The 7,538-nt window shown below is 54.7% G+C and carries 6 protein-coding genes; 4 read left to right on the top strand and 2 right to left on the bottom strand.

All coding sequences use genetic code 11. The annotated features are described in order from the left end of the window. Positions 1-13: 13 nt before the first annotated feature. Positions 14-370 (bottom strand): hypothetical protein, encoded by a 357-nt coding sequence (locus VJ369_RS07290; protein WP_324091427.1) that lies wholly within the window; start codon positions 368-370, stop codon positions 14-16. A 93-nt stretch (positions 371-463) separates the two neighbouring features. Here VJ369_RS07290 and VJ369_RS07295 point away from each other — a divergent pair, with 93 nt between their 5' ends. The 3 genes from VJ369_RS07295 (at position 464) to VJ369_RS07305 (ending at position 4,298) form a co-directional block, all read left to right on the top strand. Next, positions 464-2,830 (top strand): Tex family protein, encoded by a 2,367-nt coding sequence (locus VJ369_RS07295; RefSeq protein WP_414652629.1) that lies wholly within the window; start codon positions 464-466, stop codon positions 2,828-2,830. Positions 2,831-2,978: 148 nt separating this feature from the next. After that, positions 2,979-3,482 carry a ferritin gene (locus VJ369_RS07300; protein ID WP_324091428.1) on the top strand — a complete coding sequence of 168 codons (504 nt, stop codon included), beginning with the start codon at positions 2,979-2,981 and terminating at the stop codon, positions 3,480-3,482. A 93-nt stretch (positions 3,483-3,575) separates the two neighbouring features. Then, the gene (locus tag VJ369_RS07305) at positions 3,576-4,298 is read left to right on the top strand and encodes an SH3 domain-containing protein (RefSeq protein WP_324091429.1); all 723 of its coding nucleotides are present in this window, start codon (positions 3,576-3,578) and stop codon (positions 4,296-4,298) included. Here VJ369_RS07305 and VJ369_RS07310 read toward each other — a convergent pair. Beyond that, a complete protein-coding gene (locus VJ369_RS07310; protein ID WP_324091430.1) occupies positions 4,295-4,960 on the bottom strand; it encodes a response regulator transcription factor in 666 nt (221 codons plus the stop codon). The two genes, VJ369_RS07305 and VJ369_RS07310, sit on opposite strands and share 4 nt — an antisense overlap. A gap of 414 nt (positions 4,961-5,374) precedes the next feature. Here VJ369_RS07310 and VJ369_RS07315 point away from each other — a divergent pair. Then, positions 5,375-7,538 (top strand): choice-of-anchor G family protein (locus VJ369_RS07315; RefSeq protein ID WP_324091431.1); only part of this gene is annotated, 2,164 nt, incomplete at its 3' end.

Here is a 7,538-nt window from a genome sequence, read left to right on the forward strand (position 1 = left end):
GATCACCGCGGGGTTAGTTACCTGCCGCGTTGGAATCCTCGCAGGCGTTAACTAGCCGATCCTGCAGCGCACGCGGGGCCTGATCTCCGGCGCTCGCTAGCTCGTTGAGAATATCAATCATGGATTGTGGCAACCCACCACCCTCGACCGAAGTAATGATGGAACCCAGCACGCGCAACTCTCCGGCGTCAATGGTTCCGTCCTGAATTGGAGCGCACGCCTGGCGTACCATTTCCTTCGCGGCAGCATCGGTTAGCTGTGTGGCGGCTGACGACGCGGTGTCCTCTAAAACGGAACAACCTGCGGTCAACGCTGCGAGCGACGATACGGCAAGTATCGCAGCAGTTTTTCGAATAGTTACACTCCCCATAGTTACCAAGTCTAACGTCCAAGTTTTAGGATCAGCTGGGTGTCAACCGAGTCGATCATCTGAAGAATAAGCTGTGTGAGGCACAATGGTTCGGTGAGTAGCACAGAGCAGAGAATCCTTGAACAGCTGGCCATCGAACTATCTGGCGACAGCACAGTAGCTATCTGGCAGGCCAAAGCCGCCGTTGAACTTTTGGACTCCGGATCCACAGTTCCGTTCATCGCCAGATACCGTAAAGAAGTCACTGGCATGCTCTCCGATACTCAACTGCGCCTTCTCGAAGAGCGGCTGCGCTACCTGCGTGAACTTGAAGAACGCCGCGTGACGGTCCGCGAAGCAATTATCGAAGTCGGAAAACTCACCGGCGAACTAGATTCAGCCATCACCGCCGCAGTGACCAAGGCCGAATTGGAAGACATCTATCTTCCGTTCAAATCCAAGCGCCGCACCAAGGCTCAGATTGCGCGAGAAGCGGGTCTTGAACCTTTGGCAGATCTACTCCTAGCCAATCCCAACACCGATCCGCAGGTTGCAGCGGGGGAGTACCTGAACGCAGAGGCCGGTTTTGCTACCGAGTTAGACGCGCTCTCCGGTGCGCGCTCGATTGTGACCGAACGAGTCTCGCAAGATATCGTGCTCGCACCCGAGTTGCGTGAGCGCCTCTGGAAAACCGGCAGGATCGGGGCCAGCCCCGCAGCTACTGCGACCGCGGAGGCTCAAGGAAAGTACAAGGACTACTTGGACTATGTAGCGGCGCTGGATTCCTTGCCTTCACACCGGGTGCTCGCGCTACTGCGTGGGGAGCGTGATGGGGTGCTGAAGCTTCAGTTTGCCGAGGCGGACCCGCGCGATGACCAAGCCTTAGCGCACGCTCGTGCCGGGTACGAGAACGCTATCTCTGCGTCCTTGGGCATCAGCACCGGTGGCGACTCACCGGCAGCAAGCTGGCTGCAGCAGACAGTACGTCTAGCGTGGAAAGCCCGCTTACTAACTCGTTTTGAATCAGATCTTCGGGCTCGCCTCTTTGATGCTGCCGAGGATGAATCGGTCAAGATCTTTGCTGCTAATCTCCGCGATGTCCTGCTGGCTGCGCCGGCCGGAAATAAGGCAGTGCTTGGCCTTGACCCGGGACTGCGTACCGGGGTGAAGGTGGCAGTGGTGGACCTGACTGGCAAGGTTGTGGACATTGCCACGATCTACCCGCATGCACCCGCCAACAAATGGGATGAATCGGTTAAGACGCTCACCAAGCTGGCGCAGAAACACGGCACCTCGCTGATTGCTGTAGGTAATGGCACGGCCGGTCGTGAGACGGACCGCCTGGCGGCTGAAGTGATCAAGGCTCTGGGCGGTAAAGAGCTGTCCAAGGTCATCGTTTCCGAGGCAGGCGCCTCGGTGTACTCGGCTTCCGAACTTGCCAGCCAAGAATTACCAGATCTAGATGTCTCAATCCGCGGGGCGGTATCTATCGCCCGCCGCTTGCAGGACCCTCTCGCGGAGCTGGTGAAAATTGATCCAAAATCCATTGGGGTGGGTCAGTACCAGCACGATGTGAGTGCGACAAAGCTAGACCGGGCACTGGACGCGGTGGTTGAAGACTGTGTGAACGCGGTGGGCGTGGATGTTAACACCGCCTCCCCGGCATTGCTCTCACGTGTTGCCGGTGTAGGTCCACTATTGAGCAGGAACATTGTGGACCACCGAAATGCTAACGGTGCTTTTGCTACGCGACGCGAGCTGCTGAAGGTTCCTCGCTTGGGCGCCAAAGCCTATGAGCAGTGTGCCGGGTTCTTGCGCATCACCGGTGGCAAGGAAAAGCTGGATGCGTCCTCGGTGCACCCGGAAGCTTATACATTGGCCAAGAGTTTGCAACAAGCGGCAGAGAGCCGTGGGCGACGCTTAGAAGAATTAGATCCAGCGGAATTTACCACCGAACAATTCGGTGAACCAACCATTCGCGATGTGATTGCAGAACTACGCCGTCCCGCTCGTGACCCGCGTGGCGAATTTGTGACCGCTGCGCTGCGTGAGGGCGTGGAGAAACTCTCCGATGTGCTGCCGGGGATGATCATGGAAGGTACGGTCTCCAATGTGGCGGCCTTCGGCGCCTTTGTCGATTTGGGTGTGCACCAGGACGGACTGATCCATGTCTCGGCAATGAGCACTAAGTTCATTTCGGATCCGCGCGAAGTGGTCAGCTCGGGGCAGATAGTTAAAGTGAAGGTCCTTGAAGTTGATGCTGCTCGTAAGCGAATTTCTTTGACCTTGCGTTTGGATGACGAACTGCCCGGAGAGAAAACTGTTTCGGAGCCGTCCAAAGCTCGTACTGGACAACGTCCCAACGCTGGAGCGAAGACTCGAGCGGACCGCGCCCCAAAGGCGGGACGCCAGGCAGCTCCAGCGCCGAGCGGAAACACCGCGATGGCCGAAGCATTGCGACGTGCGGGGTTGGGAAAGTAAGCCCGGCAAATCTGTTCGGTTGCCCTAACCTTGGTTAGCATCGGCTCAATTAACTACTGGTCAACTCAAAAGTGTTCGCTAATTACTCTGCTAATTAGTGTGTCCGAACTTCGATGACAAGTAGGAAAATGAGTCGTAGTCTTTAGTCATGGAACTTACAGGAAAACTTGCAGAAGCCTTCAACACTCAGTTAACTCTCGAATTGACCGCTGCGACCGTTTACCGTCAGCTGGCAGTGGAGATGGATGTCATGAGCCTTTCCGGCATTGCCGGTTGGTTCCGTGCGCAGGCAGCCGAAGAAATCGTGCACGCGGAAAAGTTCATGACTCATATGACCGACCGTGACGCACACCCAACCATCGGTGAGCAGCCGGCACCGCAGATGAACGTCAAAACCGTTGCTGACGCCTTCGCAGTGTCTTTGGCTCACGAACGGAAAGTTTCGGAAGCAATCCGTGAACTGTACCGACTGGCGCAGACCGAGGATGACATCGATTCGATCCCGATGCTGAACTGGTTTATCGAGGAACAGGTCGAAGAAGAGGCCACCGTATCCGAGATTCTGGACCGTCTGAAGCTTGTCGGGGATGACGGAAGCGGCATCCTGCGACTGGACCGTGAGCTCGGCTCACGCCCACCGGCAGGCGAATAAAACCACAAGAAGAGAAAAACTCTTCAAACATGAAATAAACTTAGGGAATCAGCTACTTGCTGGTTCCTTAAGTTTTTCTATATCGAGGTGGTTGTGAACCAATTGGGTTATCCGCATCCTTCGGCTCGGACGTCGTCACCGACGCATACGCACCGCACGACGGCAGAGCTGAAACTACGCAAGGGTGCCGGGCGACACTACCTTGTTCAGAGCAATCTGAGCACCGGAACTGAAATTGCGCTCGTTGAAGTGCGAGGGTCCTGGGCTCACGTATATGTTCACCGCATCTATGGCTGGCTACCAAATATTTACCTGGAGCCGATTCCGTCAGCCTTTGACGAAAAAATTGAAGGCCAGAGCGAAGACGAGCAAAGCCCACGGGTGCTTTCGCGTTATTCGTTGATCGAAGCCACCCACGTCACCACCGCTACACTGAACCTTCGCAAAGGAAGCGGCACCGGTTATCCAGTGCTCAAGGTGATTGAGCAGGCGAGCAAGGTGCGCATGGTTCTGCAGCAAGGGTTGTGGTCACAAGTGCAATTCGGACAGCTGTTGGGCTGGGTGCCGAGCATGTATTTGCAGACTCTGCCCTCACGCCCCGCTAAAGGTGGGCTGATTGCTGTACCGAATCAGCGTGCATTAACCACCATCCGGCTCAACGCTCGCCGTGGACCTGGAGATCATCACTCATTAGCGCGCATTTTGCAGTCAGATACGGCGGTGATTATTGTGGCGCGTCAAGGTGCGTGGCGGCAAATTGAACGTGATGGTGAAGAAATGTGGATTCCAGCCACGCAGCTACGAACCGTTTATTAGGCCGTTTTCAGGTCAGCGGAAGTAATCAAACCATTCTCCGTGGCGATCACCGCAAGCTGAACCCGGTTGCTGACATTAAGCTCGTCCATTAAACGTGCTAAGTGAAGTTTTACAGATCCTTCGGAAATATGCAGGGTACGAGAAATCTGTGTATTGGTGAGGCCGGCCGCCACGGAATAGATCAGCCGCCGGTCCCGGTCATTGAGCGCTTCGATGATGCTCTGATTCTGAGTCCGGTGAGGAGAAAGCGAAACCATTTCCCAGCCGTCATCTGGTACTGCGAAAATTTTGTATCCAGTTGCGATCAGACGAAGTGTGCTGGGTAATTCTTCACTGATCGAGCTTTTGGAAATCAATGCCGAACTCCCTGCAGAATAAGTGAGCAGGGTTTCGGTGCGGTCATATTTAGTTGCTAATACGGCGACTCTGGTATTTGGTGATTCGGTGACGATCGACTGGATCGCCCGATAGATATCATTACCGTTTAATGACGCTTCAAGAAGGACAATGTCGGGGCGGTGCTCCGAAGACGCGGATACTGCGCCGGCCATTGAATCCGTAATTTTTTCGATGACAATATCGTCGGCCAGAGCTAAAACGCCTGAAATTCCGGCTCGCGAAAAATGATCGCTATCTGCCAAATGAACCCTAATCTTGCTCATTGGGGACCACCTTTGCCTCAAAATGCAACGAATACGACAGCATTGAACGACCCCAACACGTCCCCACGTGCATTTCATTTCTTCAGCTGGCTTTATCATATGGCCATTCGGCCACTTTTTGTAACCGACAAGGTCATAGTCGATCAATTTGCGAGCTAATACACTCACCAATTTTTCGATGAATTGAATCGAATTTTTCTGCAAAATACCGAAAAATAGGCCTTTTAGTGAGCTAAGTTACTGCCCAGTTCGCCTACTAGTTCTTTTTTTATAGCCGTTCAGCTCATAAGTTTGACCTGAATTTGCCCAGAAATGGCTGAACATAACCTGTGAGTTCGTGTTTATCGAACATAAGGTCAAAGTTGGGCATATTTAGTCTCGCCCGGATCACTTAGCTAATCATGGAGGACATCGGTGCAAGCGAAGCAAACCCCTACTAAGCAGAGATCAGGCCCGCGCGCTGCTCGCCGTGTACTTGCCGGCGCAGTTGTGGCCAGCCTTTTTACTGCACCTTCTGTGACTGCGGCTTTTGCTGCTCCTGCGGATGATTCGGAAGCATTCGGCCAGGTCATCAACGTCGACGGACTTGGCTTGGACGTTGCCGATGCCGGTTACTCCTACTCAGCAAACCCAAGTTCGTCTGCAACTCAGACGAACCCACTGAATCTTGAACTGCTTAGTGGACTGCTAGGTATCGAGCTGGGCACCCTAGAGCTACCAGTCATCGGTGACGATGGAACTGGCCTTATCCAGCTGGGACAAGCTGGAGCAATGTCCTCCCACGCAAGCGCGGACACCGCTACCCATGCGAAGGCTTCTGCCGGCGTCTTGGGCGGCGACGGTGGCTTGGCAGTTGACGGCAATACCGCAGAACTAGCTTCTATCGACCTGACTAAGCTGTTCAGCCAAGTTGGTGTAGCCGGTCTGACCAATGAAGTCCTCGATGTTGCTGAACTTCAGCTGGGCGCACTCGGCTCCACCACCGAGCGCACGGATGGCGCAGACCCGACACACGAATACAAGATCGCTTCCGCGACTGTAGACCTGCATAGCCCGCTGATCTCCCAGCTGAGCGCAGACCTGACCACCACTACTACCGCTCTCGGAAATGCGCTGGACGGAATTGCTGGCGCCGGTGGACTGACCGATACGATCAGCAGCTCGCTAAACGCTGTCAATATAAATCTGCTCCTTGCGCAGATAGGCCTGTCGAACTCCAATCTGGTTGTCAACGGCCTAGATGATGTTACCGGCACCCTGAGCACCGTACTTGCTCAAGAACTGGTTTCCGACACCGGTGCGGTTTCGCTGAACTTGGGCGAAGGCACAGTAAACATTGATTTGTCCAAGATCATTGCGGGCGGGCTGAACGACCAGCCTAAAAACACTCCGTTGCTGGACGACGCTACTGCGGCGCTGATTACGGCTGAACTGACCGGATTGCTGAACGAAGTCACCGCTAACCTCACTGGTGCAGTCAACGAAATCCTTGCTGAAGCAAGCTTCACGCTGACTGCAGACGCCGATGCTGTGGTGCTCGGCGCTGATCTCGTTACAGGTGGAGTTGATATTAGTGGCTCATTGAGCGACCTGCTCAATGGCAACACCGACGCTTTCGTTCTTGCAAATGACTTGACGCTCCTGCCCGGTCTCGGCGGCATCAACATTGGATCGCTGCTCGACAGTGTTCTTGAACTAGTTCTTGGAGTAACAGGCCCAGCCTTCCAGAGCGTGAACGCACTGCTTGATGGCTACCCAGACGGTATCAAAGCGCTGGTCACTGGAGTTGTCGCGCCAGTAGTTAATGGTGCAGTCGAGCCGCTCCTTAAAGAGGTTCTGGAAATCACCATCAACGAACAGGGCACCGTAGCTTCGACTGAAGTGACTGTTCCAGCGTCGACCGCAGATGTTGCTGCTCCGGCTGCAGCGCAGGTTGTAGAACCAGCTGTAGACGGTGAACTGAACTACGTAACCGCGCTCTCGATAGAGGTTTTGCCAATTCTTGGTGCCTCGGCTGTTGGCGTTGACCTGGGTACCTCGGCTGTTCGTGCAGCAGCTGAAGCGCCCGCAGTGGCCGTTGTCGATATATTGACTCCTGCTGAGGATTCGGAAGTTCCTGCTGGTGACGTAGAAGTTACGGGTACTGGCGAGCCTGGTGTTGAGCTAGACGTAGCTATTGATGGTGGCACTCCGGATAAGGTCACTGTTGGCGACGACGGTACGTGGACTTACACCTTTGTTGGCGTTGAAGCTGGTTCGCATGAAGTGACTGCTACTGATGGTGCTACTGAAGACGCGGTGAATTTCACTGCGGCTGATAGCACTGCAGATAACACCGCCGCGAACACTGAGGCTAATACCGATGCGAACACGGATGCGAATACCGATGTGAACACCACGGATAACGCTGATGCGAACACGGATGCGAACACGGATGCGAATACCGATGCGAACACCGATGTGAACACGACGGATAACGCTGATGCGAACACGGATGCGAACACGGACGCGAATACCGATGCGAACACCGATGTGAACACGACGGATAACGCTGATGCGAACACGGACGCGAATACCG

The organism is Glutamicibacter sp. (assembly GCF_035257265.1).
In the GTDB taxonomy this organism is placed as follows: Bacteria; Actinomycetota; Actinomycetes; order Actinomycetales; family Micrococcaceae; genus Glutamicibacter.

Bases quoted from the DNA above. Each gene is read 5' to 3' on its own strand.
- VJ369_RS07290 (WP_324091427.1), bottom strand. From the start codon at position 370: ATGGGGAGTGTAACTATTCGAAAAACTGCTGCGATACTTGCCGTATCG.
- VJ369_RS07300 (WP_324091428.1), top strand. From the start codon at position 2,979: ATGGAACTTACAGGAAAACTTGCAGAAGCCTTCAACACTCAGTTAACT.
- VJ369_RS07310 (WP_324091430.1), bottom strand. From the start codon at position 4,960: ATGAGCAAGATTAGGGTTCATTTGGCAGATAGCGATCATTTTTCGCGA.